This is a genomic window from Cupriavidus sp. FW305-27 (genome assembly GCF_058787995.1).
The window spans coordinates 1-20,965 of the sequence record NZ_JBYTAG010000021.1 but is presented as its reverse complement, the minus strand read 5'-3'; the positions used below and the strand labels follow the sequence as shown (position 1 = coordinate 20,965).

Here is a 20,965-nt window from a genome sequence, read left to right as displayed (position 1 = left end):
CAAAGGATGTGCCATGCCCGCTCGGCGCGGGCATGGCGTCTACGAAAAGTCAGAACTGGTGACGCAGGCCGGCCATGACCGTGGTCTGGTTGTCGCGCCCGTCCAGCGGCTTGCCGCTGCCGCCGGTCCAGTTGGTGGTGTTGTTGCCGAACAGGCCCGACCAGCCGCCGCGCACCCAGTCATAGGCCACCGCCAGGTAGGCATCGGTGCGCTTGCTGAACGCATAGCCGGCCACGCCGTATGCCGTGGTGCGGTTGCCGCTGAAGTTGTCGGCGCGGGTGCGGTTGTGCATCATGCTGGCGGTCAGCGTGACGTTGCCCGTGACGGCGTAGTTGGCGCCCAGCGTGAAGAAGTCGTCGCGCCGGCTGCTGCCGAAGACCGAGTTGATGGCGGCGCGGTTGGTGGCCGTGGCGGCGGTCGACATGCTGGTGATGGTGGCCGTGTCGGTGCCGCCCTTCGATGAATCGAAGGCGGCGTCGCGGTCGCTGTAGATGTAGTTGGCAAACAGGTTGGCGCGTCCGACCGCGGCCTTCAGGCCGGCCATGTAGATGCGCGCGGCGCGGCTCTGGCTGTCGCGGGTCTGCTGGAAGTCGCCGATGGCGGTGATCGGGCCGGCGGCGTACTTCAGGCCCAGCGACATCGACGAGGTCGCCTTGCTGTTGCCCGGGGTTTCGCCCAGCGCGTATTCGGCGATGACGGACACCGGGCCGAAGTTGCCGGTATAGCTGACGGCATTGTCATAGCGCTGGCCGGTCAGGTAAACCATCCAGGAGTTCGACGGCGCCGCGCCCACGCCGAGCGGATCGACGTAGTACAGCATGGTGTTGGCCGTGGTGTACTGCCGGCCCAGTGCCAGATCGCCCCACTGGTTGCCGATCTTCACGTAGGCCTGGCGCCCGAACAGCTGGCCCTGCTGGTCCAGCCTGCCGGTGTCGGCCAGGAAGCCGTTTTCCAGCACGAAGCCGGCTTTCACGCCGCCGCCCAGGTCCTCGGTGCCCTTCAGGCCGAAGCGGCTGCCCGACAGGAAGCCTTCGCCGCCCTGCTGCAGCCCGATCTGGGCATCGCCCGCCGGGTTCGAATGGGTCTGGTAGGTCAGCGCGGTGTCGATCACGCCGTACAGCGTCACCCCGGACCGCGCCATCGCGGCGGCCGGCAGGCCCAGCAGCAACGGCAGTGCCAGGCGGGCGGCGTGGCGAATGGTGTGGCTCATGTTGTTTTCTCCTCCAAAAGGCAAAAGGGAGCCCGCGCGGGCGGCACTGCGCGGCCCGCGGGGCGGTTTTCTCTTTGTTGTGCCCGGGACCGGCCCGGGTCAGTGCGTCAGCGGCTCATGGCAGTGCCGCCGGCTCAGGCAGCAAATCCCGGCCAGTCCTGCATCCCGGCCGGACCGGTGATCTGCGACAGCGGGAAGATCTCGCCCTCGCGAATCGTTTCGACCTTGCCTTTGGCCGGAAACCACAGCGCATGGCGCTCGCCCAGCACGGTGCCGCGGGTGCCGTCCGAGAACAGCGCCGAACCCTCCGGCAGCGCAAACACCTGCTCCGGCGCGTTGATGTGCAGGAACTCGGCCAGGCGCTCTTCGCGGCTTTCGCCGTTGTGGCCGGCGGGCTTGCCGCTGATGAAGTGCGGGTTGATCTGGAACGGCACCAGCCCCAGCGCGCGCAGCGACGGCGGCTGCACGATGGGCATGTCGTTGGTGGTGCGGATGGTCGGGCAGGCGACGTTGCTGCCGGCGCTCCAGCCCACATATGGCGTGCCCGCGCGCACCCTGGCGCGGATTGCGTCGACGATGCCGGCGTCGTACATGCGCTTGAGCAGCGCAAAGGTGTTGCCGCCGCCCACCGCGATGGCCTCGGCCTGCTCCACGGCGCGCAGCGGATCGGCGCTGTGGTGGATCGATTCGAGCGCGTAGCCCAGCGTCTCGAACACCGGCTTGACCATGCCTTCATAGGTGTCGAAGCTGAAGGTCACGCCGGCGAACGGCACGAACAGCACCTTGCGCGGCTCGCGCCTGAGCAGCGTGTGGATCTGCTCGCCGGCGTGCTCGAGGTAGCCGAGGTTGTCCTTGCGCGAGCTGCTCATCAGGAGGATGCGTTGGGTCATGTCTTGGTTTCCGTCAGGAGAGTCTGGTGAAGTTCAATGCGCGATCAGGCGATCGCGGCGCGGATCAGCGCGGCGACGCGGTCGATCTCTTCATGCGTGTTGAAGTAGTGCAGCGAGACGCGCGCCATGGTGGACACGCCATAGCGCGCCAGGATGGCGTCGGCCATGAAGTTGCCAGCCTCGATGATGCATTGCTGCGTTTCCAGCGCGGCGACGATGCGCGCCGGGTCCACGCCGCGCACATTGAACGGCACGATGCCGATGCGGTTGGCCACGTCGGCCGGGCCGTACAGCTCGAAGCCGGGGGTCGACGAGAACTTCGCCACCGCGTACTCGGTCAGGTCGCGCACACGCGCTTCGATGGCGTCGATGCCGATGGCGGCGGCGTAATCGATGGCGGTGCCCATGCCGAGGATCGCCGGCACGATCGGGCAGCCAGCCTCGAAGCGCCTGGCGCCAGCGACAAGGGACAGCGCGCCCGTGGCACGGTCATAGGCGCCGTTCCACCAGCCCACCAGCGCGGGCTCGACCTGCTCGATCAGCGCGCGGCGCACATACAGGAAGCCCGAGCCCTCGGTCGCGCGCAGCGCCTTGCGGCCGCAGCCTGCCAGGAAATCGCAGTCCAGCTCGGCCACGTCCGAGCGCAGCATGCCCACGCTCTGTGCCGCATTGACCAGCGACAGCACGCCATGGCGGCGCGCCAGCGCGCAGATCTGCGCGGCCGGCTGCACCGCACCCGTCGAATTGGGCAGGTGCGAGAAGGTGAGCAGGCGCGTGCGCGAGGTCACGGCGGCCTCGAACGCCGCGGGCGACAGCAGTCCTTCGGCATTGGCCGCGACCATCTTCACGACGATGCCGTGCGATTGCTCCAGCCGGCGCCAGGGCAGCAGGTTGCTCAGCATCTCGGTGTCAGCCACCAGCACTTCGTCACCGGCCTTCCAGGCGATGCCGCGCGCGACGATCGAGATGCTCTCGGTGGCGTTCTTGGTGAAGGCGACTTCGTCGGCGGCGCAGTTGAGCAGTCCGGCCAGCTTGCCGCGCACCGCTTCCACGCGCGCGTAGGTCTCTTTGCGGAAGGCCGGCAGGTAGATGCCGACGTGGCCGGTATCGAGCAGGTAGCTGCGCACGGTATCGAGCACCGCGTCGGGCGGCAACGAGGCCGCGGCGGTGTCGAGATAGATGGTGGAGGCCGTCAGCGGGGTGTCGGCGCGGATCGCCTGGATGGCTTGGATATCCATGGAACGTCTCGGGTAATGGCAGGCGGGACGCGGCGACCGCGCCCCGAGGTAAGACTCAGTTGCGCACTTACTTGCGCAGCTTGGTGACGGAGCCGAAGAAGCTGAACAGGGCGTCGCCGGCAATCACGCCGCCGGCGAAGGCGCTCATCTCGGCCACGTGCTTGTCGCCGCGCAGGCGCTGCAGCACGAAGCGGATCGCGAGGCCTGCCAGCACTGCCCAGCCGGCCAGCGGCGAGGCAATCAGCATGCCGGTGGAGAGCAGGATGCCAAGCTGGCGCCTGGAGCCGCCGATCAGCTGCAGCAGCGCGCCGGGGATGGCCCAGATCACCAGGTTGCGGGCAATCTCCGCCGACGAGCCCGCCTTGATCGAGGCCGCGTAGACGCGGTCCACCGGCGGGATCATGTTCTGCGCGAAGAAGGTGCCGTGGAACACCAGCACTACCATCGCGGCCACGGCAAAGCCGATCATCGCGGCCAGGAACTGCTGCTTGCGCCCGGCCAGCTCGGCCTCCATGTCGCGGCCTTCGCCGCGCAGCAGGTAGCCGGTCTTGAGGTCGTAGCCCATGTCGGCAAAGGCCGGGCCGGTGGCGGCGGAGAAACCCACCAGCACCGCCAGCGCCGTCGGCGGGAAGCCGATCAGGATGCCGATGGTCAGCGTGATCAGTGCCACCGCGAAGGCCGGGAACCAGCCCGAATGCATCGCCGCGATGCCGACGATCAGCTCATGCACATAGGCGGCAAAGGCGGCATAGAGCACGAACACCACCAGCATGCCCAGCGACATGTCCGAGACATGGCCGGCCAGCACCGAGATCAGCAGCGCAATCGCCAGGTAGATCAGGAAGCCGCCCGACAGGATGCGGCTGGCGCGCGAGGCCGGGACTTCGATGGTGCACGTGTCCGCGGCCGGGGCATGGCGCGCGCGGCGGATCTCATTGGCGACCTGGAACAGCGCGACGATGCCCGCGCCGATCATCAGCCCGTGCGGGATATAGGCCTTGGCGATGTCAATGCCGGTCAGCGCCACCGAATAGCCGCGCACCAGCAGGCCAATGCCGAACATGGTCAGTGCCGCCAGGTTGCCCAGGAAGGCCGCGCCGAACGCGGACATCGGCACGCCCAGCCAGGCGCCGCCCACGCCCACGGCAATACCCAGCCCCAGGAACGCGGCCTTGCGCCCGCCGCGGTCGCCGGCCCAGATGGCCTCGGCCGTGGCGATGCCGGCCGGCCAGGTGCCGGTGGCGGGAAAGATCCTGCTGCCGAAGAGGAAGTACAGCATGGCGCCGTCAACGAACATGGCGATCACCGCGCCGATCAGCATCGGCGTGGCCAGTTCCGGCATGCCCATCGCGTATGGCACGCCGATCGGGATCATCAGCGAGTTGGCGGCGCCGAAGGTGGCCGACGAGATTGCCGTCTGCACCAGGTTCTGCCGCTCCAGCACGCGGAAGCGCCGCGTGATCTCGAGCGGGATGCGCGAGAACACGATCGCGATCAGCGCGCCGATGATCGAGGTGTTGGCCGAGATCCCCAGCGACACGATCAGCTGCATCCCGATCATGGCGCCGAACACCGACAGCCCCACGGAGACCAGTAGCAGCAAGGGCTCCATGAAGCGTGTCCGTGTTGCAGGCTGCGCCGCCATCGGCGCGTTCAGTTGTGTTGGCATGGTCATTTGTCCACTGCTCCCCGTAGTGTTGTCTGGTTTTGTCTGTTGTGTGTGATGCCTTGCGCGCGCTCAGCGCATGAAACCCGCCACCGGGCCGATGGTGTTGCGCGCGGTGCGCAGCGCCTCCAGCAAGCGCGGCACAGCCTCAGGCGTCAGGCGCTGCAGCGGGCCGGCGATGGCCAGCGATCCCACCACTGCCCGGGTGTCGCGGTGGCGCAGCGGCAGCGCCAGCCCGGCCACCGTGGCGGCGGATTCCTCGCAGGTGTAGGCCCAGCCGTCGGCGCGGATCTGCGCCAGCCGTGCTTCCGGCTCGGGCGCGTCGCCTGTTACCTGGCGCCGGAACGCTTCCGGCTGGAATGCCAGGATGGCCTTGGCGTGCGCGCCCGCGTCCAGCGAGAAGCGCTGGCCCACTTCGATCGAAAAGCGCAGCTGGTGCTGGCTCTGGGCGATATCCGTGCACAAGCCCTCGCCACCGTCCAGCCACGACAGGAACACGGTCTCGCCGCATTCGCGCGCCAGCGCTTCCAGCGCCGGTTGCACCACCTCGGCCGGCGAAAACGTCTTGCGCATCACTTGTCCCAGCTCGAACCAGCGCAACCCCAGGCCGTAGCGGCCAAGCGCGTCCTGCACCAGGAAGCCGTTGGCGGCAAAGGTCGCCAACGCGCGGTACACCACGGCGTGGTGCACGCCGCTGTAGCGCGCCAGTTCGCGCACGCCCCAGCTGGGCTGGCGGGCGGTGAAGTGGGTCAACAGCGCCAGGGCGCCGTCCAGGGTCTTGAGCATGGCGGGTGGTTGCGTCGACTGTTTGTGTCTCTATATAAGAGACAGCGTCTCTGATACAGAGAAATGCTAGGCTTGGTCCCGGCTCTCAACAATCAGGGTTAACGTGGGGCCGGCTGGCCGCGCCGGGCGAATGCCGGCGGCGGCAACGGCGGAGCGCCGCCGCCTATACTTGGCGCAGACCGACTGTTACCGGGAGGACGCGCATGGCCGCGGAACACCACGGAACCGGCGGATCCGGCGACGAGGCCACCCGCATCGCCCAGCGCCGCCGCCAGCTCGGCATTGCGCCGCGCGCCGGCGATGGCCAGCGCAACTGGGCCCTGGCACTGTCCGGCGGCGGCATCCGCAGCGCCACCTTCTGCCTGGGCGTGATGCAGGCGATGGCGGGCACCGCGATGCCCGCCAAGGCGGCAGCGCCGGCCCCCGCGCCGGAAGCCGCGACGCCGGCGGCCGCCGCCGCGGCGCAGACCGTGCCGGGCCTGGCCTCGCTGCTGGCGCAGTTCGACTACCTCTCCACCGTCAGCGGCGGCGGCTACCTCGGCGCCTTCTTCGTCAGCCTGTTCGTGCCCGGCCGCCTGCGTCGGGGCGCGGGCCCGGTCCAGGCCGCCACCGACGCCTATCACACGCTGCAATGCGAGCCGCCGGGGCGCATCCATACCTCGGTGTCCTATGCCGCGGACCCCGGCCGCTACCTGTCGCCCACCGGTGCCGGCGACAACCTCTATGCCGCCGCGCTGGTGGTGCGCAACTGGCTGGCCATGCATTTCGTGATCGGCAGCGCGCTGCTGGTGCTGCTGGCTGTGCTGGCGCTCGGGCAACACATCGCGGTGGGGGTTTCCTACGGATTGGGGCGCTATGAGATGGACCTGCTGCACGACGCGCGCCAGGCCTTCAACCAGGGCGAATGCGCGATCTGGTGGAGCACGCTGCTGTGGCTGCCGCTGGCCACCGCGCTGGCTGGCGCGGTGCCTCCCGGGCTGGCCTACTGGCTGATCTACCCGCGCGCCAACGATCCGCAGGCGACGGCCCGCTTCCTGAGCCCCGCGCCGCTGCTCGCCACGCTGCTGGGCCTGATGCTGCTGGCCGCGGCGCGCTGGTCGGAATGGCTCGGTCCGGGGCTGGTCATCGGCAAGCTCTTTGCCGCGCTGGGCGTGCTGACGCTGCTAGGTGTGCTGTGGTGCCTGGCGCTGCTGCAGGGCGAGCCGCGCACCGTGGCCGCCTACCGCGTGCGCGCCACGCGCGCACTGCGTGGCGCGCTGACGCTGACCCTGTGGCTGGCGGCGCTGGGCATTGCCGACACCATCGCACGCACCGCTTACCTGTTTGCCCACCAGGCCCACCACCAGTGGGGCGCGGCGCTGCCCGCAACCGTGCTGGGCGTGCTGGTCTGGCTGGTGCGCTACGGTTCGCGCTGGCGCGACGCCGGCCGCCAGGGCAGCACCGACACGCCATGGCGCGCGCTGTGTGCCCGGCTGCCGGTATCGCTGCTGGCGGGCGCGGTGGCGGCGGTGCTGGCCCTGCTGCTGTTCGTGCTGTGGTCGTGGCTGGTGCTGTGGGTGCGCTGGGACGGGCGCGAGCCGGTCGACTGGCTGGTGTTCGGCAACGCCTATACCGGCCCGGCGCTGGCCACGTTCACTGTGGTGAGCCTGGTGCTGGCGCTGGTGGCGGGGCGCTTCTCCGGCTTCCTGAACCTGTCGACGCTGCAGCCGTTCTACGCGGCGCGGCTCACGCGCGCGTTCCTGGGCGCATCCAACGGGGAGCGCTTCGCGGCTCCCGACCCGAGTGCCGGCCGCGACGGCAGCCAGCGCGCCCGCTTCAGCGTGGCCGAGCCCGTGCCCGGCGACCAGCTCAGCCTGAACACCTACTACGATCCGCGCGTGCTGGCGCCGCTGCACCTGATCAACGTCACGCTGAATCTCACCGTCGACCCGGCCGAGCAACTGGTGCAGCGCGACCGCAAGGGCAAGCCGCTGTGCCTGGCGCCCGGCCCCTGCGTGGTGCTGTCCGGCGTGGCGGCGGCGATCCCGCCGGACGCCTACGCGCGCTTTACCATCGACGGCCGGGGTTGCTGCCCCGACGTTTCATGGCCGTCTTCGGGCAAACTGGCCGAATCGCGCACGGTGGGAGATTGGATGGCGATCTCGGGCGCGGCCGTCTCCACCAGGCTGGGGCGCGCGACCACGCTGGGCACATCCATGCTGCTTGGCCTGGCGAACCTGCGTCTGGGCATATGGTGGCCGTCGTATCCGGCCAGCCACGCGCGCGAAGGCGGGCGCCGGGGCCGCGCGCGGCGCCATCCGGAACGCGCCGCGCATCCATGGCTGGCCGCGGGCATCGCGCTTTTCCGCACGCAGTACTACCTGGGCTGCGAACTGAGCGCGCGCTTCCACGGCACGCGGCGCGGCTGGCAGTACCTGTCCGATGGCGGGCATTTCGACAACACCGGCGTGTACGAGCTGCTGCGCCCGGGCCGCGATGTCTCGCTGATCGTGCTGTGTGATTGCGGGGGCGACCCCGACTACCGCTTCGGCGACCTGGCCAACCTGATCCGGCTGGCGCGCATCGACCATGGGCTGGAGATCGTGGTCGATACCGAGGCTGCCACCACGCACCCGGTGCTGAGCCGTGTCTTCGGCGTGCCGGATGATTTCCTGCCGGGCGCGCCGACCGGCGACAAATGCGCGGTGCTGCTCAATGTCTTTCGCACCGGCCCGGAGTGCGGGGCGCCACGCGCACGCACCTGCCGCATCGTGCTGCTCAAGCCGCGGCTGGTGTCATGGGCGCCGGCCGACGTGCGCCACTACGGCGCGACCCATCCCGCGTTTCCGCAGGAGGCCACCGGCGACCAGTTCTTCGATGAGGCGCAATGGGAGAGCTATCGCGCGCTGGGCCATGCGATCGGCCAGCGCGTGCTGGGCGGGGCCGTGGGCAAGGCGCTGCTGGTGTGAAGAGACAGCGCGTCAGCGCACGAAGCCGATGACGTCTTCCAGCCGGCCGCTGGCATCGCGCAGCGCCTCCAGCAGGCGCGGTACCGCGGCTTGGTCCAGCCGCTGCTGCGGCCCGGCGATGGCGACCGAGCCCACCACCGCGCTGCGGTCGCGCGACCACAGCGGCAACGCCAGGCCGGCCACGCTGGCGGCGGCTTCCTCGCGCGTATGGGCCCAGCCGCGCTCGCGCACCTCGGCCAGCTGCTGCTCGATGCGCTCGCGGTCCAGCGTCGTGTGTGGGGCGATGCGCGCCAGCCCCTGGCGGTAGACCTCATCGCGGAAGGCATCGTCCTGGAAGGCCAGCATCGCCTTGGCATGCGCGCCCGCATAGAGCGGGAAGCGCTCGCCCAGCTCGATCGAAAAGCGCAGCTGGTGCTGGCTCTGCACCAGTCCCACGCACAGGCCCTCATGGCCATCGAGCCACGACAGGAACACGGTCTCGCCGCTTTGCGCGGCGAGCTTTTCCAGCACCGGGCGCACGATCTCGTCGGGCGAGAAGCTCTTGCGCACCACCTGTCCCAGCTCGAACAACCGCAGTCCCAGCGAATACTTGCCGGTGGCCGCGTCCTGCACCAGGAAGCCATTGGCGGCAAACGTCGCCAGCACGCGGTGCACCACGGCGTAGTGCACGCCGCTGTGCTTGGCCAGCTCGCGCACGCCCCAGGTCGGCTGGCGCACGGTGAAGTGCGTCAGCAGGGCCAGCGCACCGTCCAGTGTCTTGAGTGTCATCGCTTGTTCCTTGGCATCGGGCTGCATGGTACGGGCAAGCGCGGCGCGACTCAATCCTTCCCGCGCCCCCGTGATACCCACGCCGCCCGAAGGGCCGCGATCAGGCCGCCAGCACGATCGCGCCATGGTCTCTAAGATAGCGGGCCATACGCATTGCCCGCGTGCGGCATCGGTCGCCCGCCATCCACCACATGAATCACGACTCTATTCCCAACGGCGCAGGCGTGGCCTGGTCCGTGCTGGACCTGGCCCCCATCCCTGAAGGCAGCGATGCCGGCCAGGCCATGCGCAACTCGCTCGACCTGGCCCGCCATGCCGAGCGGCTGGGCTACCACCGCTACTGGCTGGCCGAGCATCACAACATGCCCGGCATTGCCAGCGCCGCCACCGCCGTGCTGATCGGCTATGTCGCCAACGGCACCAGGACCATCCGCGTGGGCTCGGGCGGCGTGATGCTGCCCAACCATTCGCCGCTGGTGATCGCCGAGCAGTTCGGCACGCTGGCCTCGCTCTACCCGGGCCGCATCGACCTGGGCCTGGGCCGCGCGCCCGGCACCGACCAGGCCACCGCGCGCGCCTTGCGCCGCCACCTGTCGGCCGACAGCGCCGATACCTTCCCGCAGGACGTGGAAGAACTGCAGGCCTATTTCGACGACGTGCGCCCCGGCCAGCGCCTGCGCGCGGTGCCCGGCGCCGGGCTCAAGGTGCCCATCTGGCTGCTGGGTTCGAGCCTGTTCAGCGCGCAGCTGGCGGCGGCGATGGGCCTGCCGTTCGCCTTTGCCTCGCACTTTGCGCCGGGCTTCATGCGCCAGGCGGTGGACCTGTACCGGCGCACCTTCCGGCCCTCCGAAGCGCTGGACCGGCCCTATGTGATGCTGGGCCTGAACGTGTTCGCGGCCGAGACCGGCGACCAGGCGCGCCGCCTGTTCAGCTCGCTGCAGCAGCAGTTCCTGGCGCTGGTGCGAGGCACTCCGGGGCAGCTGCGCGCACCGGTGGACGATATCGAAGCGCTGTGGACCGAGAGCGAGGCCGACCATATCCGCCGCTCGCTGGCGTGCTCGGTAGTGGGCGATCCCGACGCCGTGCGTGCCGGCATGCAGCGCTTTGTCGATGACCTGCGCCCGGATGAGCTGATGCTGACCGGGCAGATCCATGACCACCAGGCACGCCTGCGCTCGTTCGCCATCGCTGCCGATGCGGCGCGTAGCCTGAAGACCTCATCAGCGCTCTGAGCGCCTGCGATGCTCCGGTATGGCGTGCGCCGCACTTGCGGCGTGTGCCCGCCGGCGCGCCGCGAATCCTGTTTGCGCCCGGCCGATCCGCTCGGATACATTAGAAGGCCCGAGACCGAGAGAGGCGCGGCTCCCGCAGCACGCGCCCGACAGTTCGCACGATCCACCCCCATCCGAAACATGGGGCCGACGGCAGCGACGACAGGAGACAGCGATGGACCTGCGGCAACGCGAGCACATCGAGACGGTGGTCCAGGCCACCACATACCTTGCCCCGCCGGCCGTGCTTGCGGACCGGATCGCGCACGACGCCATCATCCAGAACTCATGGCGCCGCTGCGTGCACCAGTACGGCCTGGATCCGTCGCGCATGCAGGAGGCGCGCATCCTGCCGCAGCCGCGCCTGCGCGAACACCAGGAACGCATCGACGACTTCGCGCGCATCGCGCGCCACGGCCTGCAGAGCCTGTATGGGCAAGTGGCGGGCCTGGGCTATGTGGTGCTGCTGACCGATGCGCAGGGCGTGACCGTCGACTATATCGGCGAGGCCCGCAGCGATGCCGCGCTGCGCCACGCGGGCCTGTACCTGGGCGCCGAGTGGAGCGAGAGCGGCGCCGGCACCTGCGCGGTCGGCACCGCCCTGGCCACGGGCCAGGCGCTGACGGTGCACCAGGCCGACCATTTCGACGCCACCCATATCCCACTGACCTGCACCGCCGCGCCGCTGTTCGACACGCACGGCAACCTGCACGCCATCCTCGACATCTCCGCGCTGACCTCGCCGCAGGCCAAGGACAGCCAGGGGCTGGCGCTGCAGATGGTGCGCATCTACGCCGCGCATATCGAGAACGCCAACTTCCTGCGCGCGCACCGCCGCGACTGGATCCTGAAGCTGAACGTGGCGCCGGAGTTCGTCGACGTCAATCCCGAATACCTGCTGGCGCTGGACGAGGCGGGCCGCATCGTCGGCCATAACCACCGCGCCAGGCTGATGCTGGAAGGCGAGCTGGGTGGCGCACCGGGCGCCACCGTGCTGGGCCAGCGGTTCGAGACGCTGTTCGACGCGCGCCTGGAGGACCTGGGCCACTATGTCTATTCGCGCCCGAGCGAGCAGCGCCTGGTGGCGCTGACCCGCAGTGGCGGCCTGCTGTACCTGAGCGTGCTGCCGCCCGCGCTGCGCTGGCAGGCGCCGCCCGCCGAAACGCAGGTGGCGATGCCGGATGCCCTGGCGGCGCTGACCGGCGGCGATGCCGCGCTGCAGCTGCAGTTGCAGCGCGCGGCGCGCCTGGTCGATTCGCCGATCAACCTGCTGATCCACGGCGAGACCGGCAGCGGCAAGGAGTTCCTGGCCAAGGCGCTGCATCTTGCCAGCGCGCGCCGCGGCGGGCCGTTCGTAGCGGTGAACTGCGCGGCGATCCCTGAAACACTGATTGAAAGCGAATTGTTCGGGCACCTGCCCAACAGCTTCTCCGGCGCAGGCCCGCGCGGCAAGCGCGGCCTGATCCAGGAGGCCGACGGCGGCACGCTGTTCCTGGACGAGATCGGCGACATGCCGCGCGAGCTGCAGTCGCGGCTGCTGCGCGTGCTGGCCGAGGGCGAAGTGCTGCCTGTTGGCGCCGCGCGGCCGGTGCCGGTGCGGCTGCGGGTCATTTCCGCCACGCACCACAGCCTGGAGCAACTGGTGGCCGACGGGCGCTTCCGCGAGGACCTGTACTACCGCCTCAACGGCGCGCGCTTTACGCTGCCGCCGCTGCGTGCGCGTACCGACCTGGACTGGCTGGTCCGCAAGCTGCTGCAGGAAGGGAGCGCAGAGGGCAGCGAGATCACGCTGTCGCCCGCGGCACGCGAGCGGCTGCACCGCCACCGCTGGCCTGGCAACCTGCGCGAACTGCGCAACGTGCTGGAGTACGCGCGCGCGGTCTGCGCCGACGGCTATATCGATGTGCCGGACCTGCCTGACAGCCTGGCGGGACCCGCACCGTCCGCCGCCCTGCCGCAGCCAGGGCCCGCCCAGTCACCCGCTGCCGCACCGTTCGACCCGCACCAGTTGCCGCCGGAAGGCATGCTGCTGATGCAATACCTGCGCGCGTCCGGCTGGAACCTGAGCGCCGTGGCGCGGCAGATCGGCGTCAGCCGCATGACGCTGTACCGGCGCATGGAGCGCTACGGCATCCAGTCGCCCAACCGGCGCGACGGCGGCCCGGAGCCCACCGACGCATAAGCCGGCAGGCAGCACGGCGCACGCGCGCCGTCCGTGCGATACGGTTGTCCATCCCCTGTACACCTGCGCTGTGACACCTGTCACAGCGCAGCGTTGTTTTTGCCCTGCCGTCTCGGGGTAATCCCTCGGATCCGACCGGCTGATACCCCTGTTTCCGCTGTTTTCACTGCCTGCGCGCACTGGCACAGCCATTGCAAATACGCCTGGCAAGACAACGACAACAGGAGACAGGCAATGGGGCACGCAGCAGGCGCCAGCGCGCAGATCGCGCCAGTGGTCGGCATCATCGCCAACCCGATTTCCGCGCGCGACATCCGTCGTGTGATCGCCAACGCCAACAGCCTGCAGCTGGCCGACCGCGTCAATATCGTGCTGCGCCTGCTGGCCGCGCTGGCCTCCTGCGGCGTGGAGCGCGTGCTGATGATGCCCGACCGCGAAGGCCTGCGCGTCATGCTGGCGCGGCACCTGGCACGCCGGCAGGGGCCGGACTCGGGCCTGCCCGCGGTCGACTACCTCGACATGCCGGTCACCGCGCGCGTCGACGACACCCTGCGCGCCGCGCGCTGCATGGCCGATGCGGGCGTGGCCGCGATCATCGTGCTGGGCGGCGACGGCACCCACCGCGCGGTGGTGCGCGAGTGCGGCGCGGTGCCGATCGCGGGCCTGTCGACCGGCACCAACAATGCCTACCCCGAAATGCGCGAGCCCACCATCATCGGGCTGGCAACCGGCCTCTATGCCACGGGCCGCATTCCTCCTGCGCAGGCGCTGGCGTCGAACAAGCGGCTCGACATCGTCATCCGTGACGGCAACGGCGGCTTTCGCCGCGATATTGCGCTGGTGGATGCGGTGATCTCGCACGAGCACTTCATCGGCGCGCGCGCCCTGTGGAAGACCGACACGCTTGCCGCCGTCTACGTGTCCTTTGCCGACCCCGAGGCCATCGGCCTGTCATCCATCGCCGGGCTGCTGGAGCCGGTGGGCCGGCGTGAGGAGGGCGGCCTCGCGATCGAACTGGCCGCGCCCGGCGAAGGCGAATTCGACCTGTGCGCGCCGATCGCACCCGGCCTGATGTGCACCGTGCCGGTGGCCGGCTGGCAGCGGCTCGAACACGGCCGGCCCCATCGCGTGCGCCAGCGCAGCGGCATTGTCGCGCTGGACGGAGAGCGCGAGCTGGCCTTCGGCCCGGACGACGAAGTCACGGTCACCCTGCATGACCACGCCTTTCGCAGCATCGACGTCGCGGCCTGCATGCGCCATGCCGCGCGCCACCACCTGATGCGCAGCCTGCCGCAGCCCGCCGCGGTGGGATGACGCGCGGGCACCGCGTCCGCCCGCTTTTCCCCTTTCTTGAAGTGCAACACCTGAAAACGAAGGAGACAGACATGACAGCCAGAGCTTCTCAAGATTCCGCCGCGCTGCCGCTCGACAAGGAGACGTTGCTGACGGTGTACCGGAAGATGCGCACCATCCGCGATTTCGAAGAACGCCTGCACGTGGACTTCGGGCGCGGCGACATCCCGGGCTTCGTCCATCTATACGCGGGCGAGGAAGCCGCGGGCGTCGGCATTCTGCACCACCTGAACGATGGCGACCGCATCGCCAGCACACACCGCGGCCACGGCCATTGCATTGCCAAGGGCGTCGATCCGGTGGCGATGATGAAGGAGATCTACGGCAAGAAGGGCGGCTCGTGCAATGGCAAGGGTGGCTCGATGCATATCGCCGACCTGTCCAAGGGCATGATGGGCGCCAACGGCATCCTGGGCGCAGGCGCGCCGCTGATCTGCGGCGCCGCGCTGGCTGCCAAGTTCCGCGGCAAGGGCGAGGTCGGCATCACCTTCTGCGGCGACGGCGCCTCCAACCAGGGCACTTTCCTGGAAAGCCTGAACCTGGCCGCGGTCTGGAACCTGCCGGTGATCTTCGTGATCGAGAACAACGGCTATGCCGAATCGACCTCGCGCGATTACGGCACCGCGGTGGACAGCTACGTGGACCGCGCCGCCGGCTTCGGCATCCCGGGCGTGACGGTGGACGGCACCGATTTCTTCGCCGTCCATGAAGCGGCCGGCGAAGTGATCCGGCGCGCGCGCGAAGGCGGCGGGCCGTCGCTGCTCGAATGCAAGATGGTCCGCTTCTATGGCCACTTCGAGGGCGATGCGCAGACCTACCGCGCCGCCGGCGAACTCGACGACATCCGCGCCAACAAGGATTGCCTGAAGCTGTTTGGCCGCGCCGTGACCCAGGCGGGAGTGGTCGCTCGCGAAGAACTCGACACCATCGACCGCGAGGTCGCCGCGCTGATCGAGCATGCCGTGCAGGAAGCCAAGGCCGCGCCGCAGCCGGGTCCCGAAGACCTGCTCACCGACGTCTACGTCAGCTACTGATCTGCCACGCGCTAACCCAATATCAGGAGACAAACCATGGCTCGCAAACTGAGCATCAAGCTGGCGATCAACGAGGCGATCGACCAGGAAATGACCCGCGACCCCAGCGTCATCATGCTGGGCGAAGATATCGTCGGCGGCGCCGGCGCGGACGGCGAGAAGGACGCCTGGGGCGGCGTGCTGGGCGTGACCAAGGGTCTTTACGCCAAGCACGGCGACCGGCTGCTGGACACGCCGCTGTCTGAATCCGCTTACGTGGGCGCCGCCATCGGCGCCGCGGCCTGCGGCATGCGCCCGATCGCCGAGCTGATGTTTATCGATTTCATGGGCGTTTGCTTCGACCAGATCTTCAACCAGGCGGCCAAGTTCCGCTACATGTTCGGCGGCAAGGCGGAGACGCCGGTGGTGATCCGCGCGATGGTCGGCGCGGGCTTTCGCGCAGCCGCGCAGCACAGCCAGATGCTGACGCCGCTGTTCACGCATATCCCCGGCCTGAAGGTGGTGTGCCCGTCCACGCCGTACGACACCAAGGGCCTGCTGATCCAGGCGATCCGCGACAACGACCCGGTGATCTTCTGCGAGCACAAGAACCTGTACGGCCTGGAAGGCGAGGTGCCCGAAGGCGCCTACGCGATCCCGTTCGGCGAGGCCAATATCGTGCGCGACGGCAAGGACGTGTCGATCGTCACCTACGGGTTGATGGTGCATCGCGCGCTCGAAGCGGCGGCAACGCTGGCCAAGGAGGGCATCGAGGCCGAGATCGTGGACCTGCGCACGCTCTCGCCACTGGATATGGACACGGTGCTGGAGTCGGTCGAGAACACCGGCCGCCTGGTGGTGGTGGACGAGGCCAGCCCGCGCTGCAATATCGCCACCGATATCTCCGCGCAGGTTGCGCAGCAAGCCTTCGGCGCGCTCAAGGCCGGCATCGAGATGGTGTGCCCGCCGCACACGCCGGTGCCGTTCTCGCCGACGCTGGAGGACCTGTACATCCCCAGCGCCGCGCAGATCGCGGCCGCCGCGCGCAAGACCATGAAGGGAGGCAAGCACTGATGGCAACCGAAATTTCCCCCACGATTATCCCGATCGTGATGCCCAAGTGGGGCCTGTCGATGAAGGAAGGCACGGTCAATGCGTGGCTGGTCGACGAAGGCACCGAGATTACCGTGGGCCTGCCGATCCTGGATGTGGAAACCGACAAGATCGCCAATGCGGTGGAGGCGCCCGACGCCGGCACGCTGCGCCGCAAGGTGGCGCAGGCCGGCGACGTGCTGCCGGTGAAGGCGCTGCTGGGCGTGCTGGCACCTGCGGAGGTGAGCGATGCGCAAATCGATGACTATGTCGCGGCTTATGAAACGCCGGCGGACGACGCTGGCGAAGAGGACGCCGCTGCCGCGTACCAGTTTGCCGACGTCGACGGCATCCGGGTCCGCTATGCCCGCAAGGGTGGCGGCGCCGAAACCGTGCTCTTCATCCACGGATTTGGCGGAGACCTGGACAACTGGCTGTTCAACCTCGATCCCCTGGCCGACGCGTACACCGTGGTGGCGCTCGACCTGCCCGGCCACGGACAGTCGTCGCCGCGGCTCGCGGGCACGACGCTGGCGCAGATGGCCGGCTTTGTAGCGCGCTTCATGGACGAGACCGGGATCGAGGCGGCGCATGTGGTCGGCCATTCGATGGGCGGCGGCGTGGCCGCGCAACTGGCCGTGGATGCACCGCAGCGGGTGCTGTCGGTGGCGCTGGTGTCGCCGGTGGGCTTTGGCGACGCCGTCAACAGCGGCTATACCGAAGGCTTCGTCAGTGCCCAGTCCCGGCGCGAGCTCAAGCCCGTGGTCGAACTGCTGTTCGCCGACGCGGGGCTGGTCAGCCGCCAGATGCTGGACGACCTGCTGCGCTACAAGCGGCTGGACGGCGTCACCGAGGCGCTGACGGCGCTGGGGCAGGGACTCTTCGGCGGCGGCCGCCAGAGCGAGCAGCCTGGCCAGCGGCTGGCCAACAGCGGCAAGCGCGTGCTGGTGGTGTGGGGCGGTCAGGACCAGATCATCCCGGCCGCGCACGCTGAAGCCGCGCCGCCGGGAGCAACCGTCAAGGTCTTTGCCGATGCTGGCCACATGAGCCAGATGGAGAAGGCCAATGAATTCAACGCGCTGCTGAAGCAGCATCTGGGCGGCTGATGCCGCGCGCGGATGGCGCCGCCCAGGGCGCCATCCGCTCGGCCAGCTCGCCTTGTTCCAATTCAAGACAGGAGACCTCATGACCACAGACCTGAAGACCCGCCTGACCGAGATCAACAGGCAATTCGGTGCGCTCGGCCAGGCCCAGCCCGCCGCCATGAGCGCCTTCCAGGGCGTGATGAAGGCCGCCACGCAGGACGGCAGCCTGCCCGCCGCCGTCAAGGAACTGATTGCCGTCGCGCTGGCGGTGCAGAAGGGCTGCGACGACTGCGTGCTGTTCCACACCAGCCAGGCGCTGCGCCATCGCGCCACGCGCGAGCAGCTCGCCGAAGTGCTGGCCATCAATATCGAGATGGGTGGCGGACCCGGCGCCATGTACGCGTCGAAGGCGCTGGCGTACTTCGATGCGCTCAATGCCTAGTGTTGCTAGACTCGGCACGTTGCTATCCGGAGGTTGGTGCCATCCCATGCCGTTTGAATTTATTGATGCGGCCCATGCCGGGCAGGCGGGCAGCGACCCGCTGCAGGATGAGCTGGCCTTGCTCGACCTCGCGGCACAAGGCCGGCAGGTGGCGCAGCTGTGGGAGGCGCCGCTGTCGCTGGTGGTGCCGCGCACCTACCTGCGCCATGCCGCGCTGGAAACCGCGCGCGCCGACTTCGCGCAGCAGGGATGTCCGGTATTCCTGCGCATGTCCGGCGGCGGGCTGGTGCCGCAGGGCCCCGGCATCCTCAACCTGAGCCTGGCCTACACAGTGGAACAGCCGCCGGGCGCGCGCAGCGACGCGGTCTACCTGCACTTGTGCGAGGTCATCGGCGACGCGCTGCAATCGCTGGGCGTCGACACGCACTGGCAGGCGGTGGCCGGCTCCTTCTGCGACGGCCGCTACAACCTGGCCTGGGGCCCGCCCGAAGCCGCGCGCAAGATCGCCGGCACGGCGCAGTACTGGCGGCGCGCACCCGCGGCCATGCAAACGGCCGACGGGCAGCGCCACCTGGTGCTGGCCCATGCGGTGCTGCTGGTCAGCGCCGGCCCCGTGCAGATCAACGCGCGCGCCAATGCGTTCGAAGCGGCCATCGACAGCGGCCGGCACTATGACGCGGGCAAGGTCGTCAGTGTGCTCGAGGCATTGTTGGCCAGCGGCCGCGCGGTCGATGACGACGCCGCGCTGATGGCGCAGGTATCGGATGCGCTGCGGCGAAGCGTGGGGCAGACGCCGCCACCGGCGTAGCTGCTTGACCGGGCGACGCCATTTGGCGATCCCCAAAAAAATCGCGGCCCACGCGGGGCCGCCAAAAATCGGGAATGCGAGGCGTGTCAGATGCCTCAGGAGACGTTATCGGCACAGCATGGATCGCCGAGACCCCACTTCGGTGGGGTCTGTCGAGCACAGTCATGGAGGCGAGTGATCGCTTACGCGATCAGGTAGGCAGAGTGCGGGTCCGGCCGGATGGCAGCGCGCAGCTTGCGCACGCTGGCTTCCAGCTCGGCATGGGCGGCATCGAGCCAGGCCACGCGATGGCGCACCGGATCCTTGGCCGACAGGTCGCTGGCGGCGATCTCGCGCAGGAAGTAGCGCACCATGCTGCCGGCGCGCGCTGGCACTGGCATCATCCCCAGCAGTTGGTGCTTTGCCAGCAGCCGGCGGCTGACTGCATGCCGCAGCCCTGCCCAGGCGGTACGGCCCAGCGCGATGTACAGCGCATCCGTGCGCATCTGGCGCACGGCGCCCAGGAACCGCGCTTCGAATACCTCGCGCAGCATCGGGGTCTCCAGCAGTTCTTCCAGCGGTCCGTCGAACGCCAGACCGCGCCGCGTGGTGGCATGCGGCAGCAAGGCAAGCGGTTGCAGGCGCTCGAACCCATCGTTCCACAATGCCGCGGCGTGCGGCAGGCCAACCAGTTCGGGCACCCGGAAGTGGTCGAGCATGCGGATCAGGTTGGGCCGCACCAGCTTGCCGCCCAGTTCGACGCGCCGCTTGTTCTCGCGCTGGATCACGCGGCCGGGTGCATGGGCGCGCATCAGTTCTTCGGTGACGGCGGCGGCCAGCCGCACATGGGCGTGGCCGGGCGTGGTGCTGACCAGCACCAGGGGTGCCTGGGGGTTCAGGTATTCGCAGGGCACGTAGTGCATGGCGTAGGTGCCGTCCTGTGCCACCACAACCGGTTTGGCGATCACGCCGACTGCGCCCGCAAGCCGAACCTGCGCGCAATACGCTTCGATGAAGTTGGTCAAGGAATCCCCCCGCTCGCTTCGATGTATCGGCGCTTTCTGTTGGCGCCTTCTACTTGTTCTGCTTTCCGTTCATGGTAAGCCTGCGGTGCATGGCAGATAAAGCGTACGGCGCCGGTTTGCCCGGAAAGCGACGAAACCTTGGTGGGCCAGCCAACACACCGGGGCAGGATGCCCCTCGAACGGGTGGGGCACGCGCCTGGTCCACGCCAGGTACGGTATCGCACCACGTGCGTCAGGACGATGACATCGGGCAGGAGGGAATCGGCCGGAACGGGGCCGCCGCGACGGTAGGTCGCCGGAAAGAAAAGACCGGACACGTCCGTGTCCGGTGAACCCATTTGCTGACTCAGGACGTGTCACAGCCTGAGTCAGCAAATGATAACGATTATCATTTGAGGTGACAATAGCAGCGTGATCTTGCCAGGGTGGGTCAGGCAATCGACGTCTGGATGGAAAACTGTCCCGACAAGGTCTTGTGCACCGGGCAGCGATTCGCCACGCGGAGCAGGTCATCCAGGATCTGGGGCGTGAGCTCGCCGCTGACCTTGACCTCCCGGTTCATGGTGTAGGTCCCGTTGGCCTCTTCATGACCGACCGATACATGGACTTCGGTGATGGCGTAGCCCTTGCGTTTGGCGTACAGCTGCAAAGTCAGCGTGGTGCAGGCGGCCAGGGCCGAATCCAGCAGGTCATGCGGGTTCGGGTATTGGGTGTCGCCGCCGGCGGATGCATCCAGGTCGGCTTGCCACTCGGCAGTCCCGTTGGTCAGGTGGCAGATGCTGTTGCCCTGGCTTGGTTGCCAGGTCGCTTGGATAGTCATCAAACGTCCCCATCTATAAAGAGCGGCCCGGTGGGCCGGAACAGCCATTCTATAAGTAGCGCCCGCCGAGAGCTGAAGTGGCTTGGAGTGCCTTTTTCAGGTGGGTTGGCTTTTTTTCGAAATACCCCTTGCCAACCCCGCTGCGGTCACTTAATATTCGCCCCCTCGCAACACAACGCAGCGCTGCAAAGCAGGCGCAGCAAGGGTTGCGGGGTCGACCGGAAGGGTTGGCGCAGCGAAGTTGGCGCGCTGGCCGCAGCGAAAAAAGTTGCTGAAACGGTTGACGAAACGAAGAAAGCTCTGCATAATCTCGTTTCTCTGCTGCAGACAACGCAGCGGCGCTGAACGGCAAAGCCGGCGGCGAAGTTCTTTAACAACCAAACAACCGA

At 68.6% G+C, this 20,965-nt stretch carries 18 protein-coding genes; 9 read left to right on the top strand and 9 right to left on the bottom strand.

The genetic code is table 11. The features are described 5' to 3' along the window. Nucleotides 1-49: 49 nt before the first annotated feature. The 5 genes from AC3WRI_RS12520 to AC3WRI_RS12500 all read right to left on the bottom strand — a co-directional run bounded on the left by AC3WRI_RS12520 (nucleotide 50) and on the right by AC3WRI_RS12500 (nucleotide 5,790). Nucleotides 50-1,210: a porin gene (locus AC3WRI_RS12520; RefSeq protein ID WP_058697761.1), complete on the bottom strand. Its 1,161-nt coding sequence runs from the start codon at nucleotides 1,208-1,210 to the stop codon at nucleotides 50-52. A 134-nt stretch (nucleotides 1,211-1,344) separates the two neighbouring features. Further along, entirely contained in the window at nucleotides 1,345-2,100 is a 756-nt protein-coding gene (gene pepE, locus AC3WRI_RS12515) for a dipeptidase PepE (protein ID WP_492293387.1), read from the bottom strand. 44 nt (nucleotides 2,101-2,144) lie between these two features. Then, nucleotides 2,145-3,338: an aminotransferase class V-fold PLP-dependent enzyme gene (locus tag AC3WRI_RS12510; protein ID WP_010813520.1), complete on the bottom strand. Its 1,194-nt coding sequence runs from the start codon at nucleotides 3,336-3,338 to the stop codon at nucleotides 2,145-2,147. Between the two features lie 67 nt (nucleotides 3,339-3,405). Next, nucleotides 3,406-5,013 carry an OPT/YSL family transporter gene (locus AC3WRI_RS12505; RefSeq protein ID WP_011616372.1) on the bottom strand — a complete coding sequence of 536 codons (1,608 nt, stop codon included), beginning with the start codon at nucleotides 5,011-5,013 and terminating at the stop codon, nucleotides 3,406-3,408. A gap of 63 nt (nucleotides 5,014-5,076) precedes the next feature. Then, nucleotides 5,077-5,790, bottom strand: coding sequence for an IclR family transcriptional regulator (locus AC3WRI_RS12500; RefSeq protein WP_492293386.1), 714 nt, complete (start codon nucleotides 5,788-5,790; stop codon nucleotides 5,077-5,079). Between the two features lie 203 nt (nucleotides 5,791-5,993). On the opposite strand from AC3WRI_RS12500, the gene AC3WRI_RS12495 reads away from it, so the two are divergent. Continuing rightward, entirely contained in the window at nucleotides 5,994-8,738 is a 2,745-nt protein-coding gene (locus tag AC3WRI_RS12495; RefSeq protein WP_492293385.1) for a hypothetical protein, read from the top strand. Nucleotides 8,739-8,750: 12 nt separating this feature from the next. Here AC3WRI_RS12495 and AC3WRI_RS12490 read toward each other — a convergent pair whose 3' ends face one another. Then, nucleotides 8,751-9,506 carry an IclR family transcriptional regulator gene (locus AC3WRI_RS12490; protein WP_037025844.1) on the bottom strand — a complete coding sequence of 252 codons (756 nt, stop codon included), beginning with the start codon at nucleotides 9,504-9,506 and terminating at the stop codon, nucleotides 8,751-8,753. A 191-nt stretch (nucleotides 9,507-9,697) separates the two neighbouring features. On the opposite strand from AC3WRI_RS12490, the gene AC3WRI_RS12485 reads away from it, so the two are divergent. The 8 genes from AC3WRI_RS12485 (at nucleotide 9,698) to AC3WRI_RS12450 (ending at nucleotide 18,752) form a co-directional block, all read left to right on the top strand. Next, a complete protein-coding gene (locus tag AC3WRI_RS12485) occupies nucleotides 9,698-10,738 on the top strand; it encodes an LLM class flavin-dependent oxidoreductase (protein WP_010813525.1) in 1,041 nt (346 codons plus the stop codon). A 214-nt stretch (nucleotides 10,739-10,952) separates the two neighbouring features. Next, nucleotides 10,953-12,959, top strand: coding sequence for a sigma-54-dependent Fis family transcriptional regulator (locus AC3WRI_RS12480; RefSeq protein ID WP_011616377.1), 2,007 nt, complete (start codon nucleotides 10,953-10,955; stop codon nucleotides 12,957-12,959). 234 nt (nucleotides 12,960-13,193) lie between these two features. Next, complete coding sequence (locus tag AC3WRI_RS12475; RefSeq protein WP_010813527.1) at nucleotides 13,194-14,273, top strand: ATP-NAD kinase family protein; 1,080 nt, start codon at nucleotides 13,194-13,196, stop codon at nucleotides 14,271-14,273. Between the two features lie 71 nt (nucleotides 14,274-14,344). Continuing rightward, entirely contained in the window at nucleotides 14,345-15,346 is a 1,002-nt protein-coding gene (locus AC3WRI_RS12470; protein ID WP_011616379.1) for a thiamine pyrophosphate-dependent dehydrogenase E1 component subunit alpha, read from the top strand. A 36-nt stretch (nucleotides 15,347-15,382) separates the two neighbouring features. Continuing rightward, nucleotides 15,383-16,399: an alpha-ketoacid dehydrogenase subunit beta gene (locus tag AC3WRI_RS12465; protein WP_010813529.1), complete on the top strand. Its 1,017-nt coding sequence runs from the start codon at nucleotides 15,383-15,385 to the stop codon at nucleotides 16,397-16,399. Next, on the top strand, nucleotides 16,399-17,523 hold the full coding sequence (locus tag AC3WRI_RS12460) for an acetoin dehydrogenase dihydrolipoyllysine-residue acetyltransferase subunit (protein ID WP_439669585.1): 1,125 nt from the start codon (nucleotides 16,399-16,401) through the stop codon (nucleotides 17,521-17,523). The genes AC3WRI_RS12465 and AC3WRI_RS12460 overlap by 1 nt, the downstream gene beginning before the upstream one ends. Before the next feature lie 79 nt (nucleotides 17,524-17,602). Continuing rightward, nucleotides 17,603-17,944 carry a carboxymuconolactone decarboxylase family protein gene (locus AC3WRI_RS12455; protein ID WP_010813531.1) on the top strand — a complete coding sequence of 114 codons (342 nt, stop codon included), beginning with the start codon at nucleotides 17,603-17,605 and terminating at the stop codon, nucleotides 17,942-17,944. A 46-nt stretch (nucleotides 17,945-17,990) separates the two neighbouring features. Then, on the top strand, nucleotides 17,991-18,752 hold the full coding sequence (locus AC3WRI_RS12450) for a lipoate--protein ligase family protein (RefSeq protein WP_454751022.1): 762 nt from the start codon (nucleotides 17,991-17,993) through the stop codon (nucleotides 18,750-18,752). 182 nt (nucleotides 18,753-18,934) lie between these two features. Here AC3WRI_RS12450 and AC3WRI_RS12445 read toward each other — a convergent pair whose 3' ends face one another. From AC3WRI_RS12445 to AC3WRI_RS12435, 3 genes are all read right to left on the bottom strand, one after another. After that, entirely contained in the window at nucleotides 18,935-19,756 is an 822-nt protein-coding gene (locus AC3WRI_RS12445) for a hypothetical protein (protein WP_010813533.1), read from the bottom strand. 430 nt (nucleotides 19,757-20,186) lie between these two features. Beyond that, nucleotides 20,187-20,576, bottom strand: coding sequence for an OsmC family protein (locus AC3WRI_RS12440; protein WP_010813534.1), 390 nt, complete (start codon nucleotides 20,574-20,576; stop codon nucleotides 20,187-20,189). 150 nt (nucleotides 20,577-20,726) lie between these two features. Next, the coding region (locus AC3WRI_RS12435; protein ID WP_492293384.1) for a hypothetical protein at nucleotides 20,727-20,965 on the bottom strand (239 nt) is incomplete at its 5' end.

Excerpts from the sequence above, each read along its gene's own strand:
- AC3WRI_RS12455 (WP_010813531.1), top strand. The coding sequence starts at position 17,603 with ATGACCACAGACCTGAAGACCCGCCTGACCGAGATCAACAGGCAATTC.
- AC3WRI_RS12500 (WP_492293386.1), bottom strand. The coding sequence starts at position 5,790 with ATGCTCAAGACCCTGGACGGCGCCCTGGCGCTGTTGACCCACTTCACC.
- AC3WRI_RS12450 (WP_454751022.1), top strand. The coding sequence starts at position 17,991 with ATGCCGTTTGAATTTATTGATGCGGCCCATGCCGGGCAGGCGGGCAGC.
- AC3WRI_RS12490 (WP_037025844.1), bottom strand. The coding sequence starts at position 9,506 with ATGACACTCAAGACACTGGACGGTGCGCTGGCCCTGCTGACGCACTTC.
- AC3WRI_RS12495 (WP_492293385.1), top strand. The coding sequence starts at position 5,994 with ATGGCCGCGGAACACCACGGAACCGGCGGATCCGGCGACGAGGCCACC.
- pepE (WP_492293387.1), bottom strand. The coding sequence starts at position 2,100 with ATGACCCAACGCATCCTCCTGATGAGCAGCTCGCGCAAGGACAACCTC.
- AC3WRI_RS12440 (WP_010813534.1), bottom strand. The coding sequence starts at position 20,576 with ATGACTATCCAAGCGACCTGGCAACCAAGCCAGGGCAACAGCATCTGC.
- AC3WRI_RS12510 (WP_010813520.1), bottom strand. The coding sequence starts at position 3,338 with ATGGATATCCAAGCCATCCAGGCGATCCGCGCCGACACCCCGCTGACG.
- AC3WRI_RS12480 (WP_011616377.1), top strand. The coding sequence starts at position 10,953 with ATGGACCTGCGGCAACGCGAGCACATCGAGACGGTGGTCCAGGCCACC.
- AC3WRI_RS12470 (WP_011616379.1), top strand. The coding sequence starts at position 14,345 with ATGACAGCCAGAGCTTCTCAAGATTCCGCCGCGCTGCCGCTCGACAAG.
- AC3WRI_RS12520 (WP_058697761.1), bottom strand. The coding sequence starts at position 1,210 with ATGAGCCACACCATTCGCCACGCCGCCCGCCTGGCACTGCCGTTGCTG.
- AC3WRI_RS12460 (WP_439669585.1), top strand. The coding sequence starts at position 16,399 with ATGGCAACCGAAATTTCCCCCACGATTATCCCGATCGTGATGCCCAAG.
- AC3WRI_RS12475 (WP_010813527.1), top strand. The coding sequence starts at position 13,194 with ATGGGGCACGCAGCAGGCGCCAGCGCGCAGATCGCGCCAGTGGTCGGC.
- AC3WRI_RS12485 (WP_010813525.1), top strand. The coding sequence starts at position 9,698 with ATGAATCACGACTCTATTCCCAACGGCGCAGGCGTGGCCTGGTCCGTG.
- AC3WRI_RS12465 (WP_010813529.1), top strand. The coding sequence starts at position 15,383 with ATGGCTCGCAAACTGAGCATCAAGCTGGCGATCAACGAGGCGATCGAC.
- AC3WRI_RS12505 (WP_011616372.1), bottom strand. The coding sequence starts at position 5,013 with ATGACCATGCCAACACAACTGAACGCGCCGATGGCGGCGCAGCCTGCA.